Annotated in this window: 1 protein-coding gene; it reads left to right on the top strand. The window is 44.2% G+C overall.

Translation table 11 applies throughout. The features are described from left to right. Positions 1 to 600: molybdopterin-binding protein (locus tag ACP45E_RS22160; protein WP_241824380.1), on the top strand; the 600-nt coding region annotated here is incomplete at both ends.

Here is a 600-nt window from a genome sequence, read left to right as displayed (position 1 = left end):
CATCCATCAGCAGTAAACAGAATGTACGCCAAGCTGGTGAGGACTTAGCACAAGGAGAGGTTGTTTTTACTCATGGTACTCGTATTCAATCTCCTGAAATTGGTATGCTAGCCTCACTCGGTTTTGACAGATGCCAAGTTAACAAGCCACTCAAAGTTGCTATTTTCTCTACCGGAGACGAAGTACAGGCACCAGGAAGCAAGCAACAACCCAATACTATCTACGACTCGAATCGCTATACGTTAATGGGCCTATTGGAAACACTAGGCTGTGAAATCATTGATTTTGGTATTCTAGAAGATAATGAACAAAAAATGATAGACGCGTTGGAAATGGCCTCTAAACAAGCGGATCTTGTTCTTACCTCTGGCGGGGTTTCAGTAGGTGATGCTGACTACATAAAACTCGCCTTAGAAAAACTCGGTAATATTGATTTCTGGCGTATTAACATGCGCCCAGGTCGCCCTCTCGCTTTTGGTCATGTCGCCAATAAACCGTTTTTTGGCCTACCCGGTAACCCGGTTGCTGTAATGGTCTCATTCATTAATTTCGTTGAACCTGCGATCAGAAAAATGCAAGGGCAAGATCGGAAGAGCGGTT

Source organism: Vibrio genomosp. F10 str. 9ZD137 (assembly GCF_049974785.1).
Taxonomy (GTDB): domain Bacteria; phylum Pseudomonadota; class Gammaproteobacteria; order Enterobacterales; family Vibrionaceae; genus Vibrio.
Note: the sequence above shows the minus strand (reverse complement) of the source record. Positions and strands in the feature narration are given on the sequence as shown.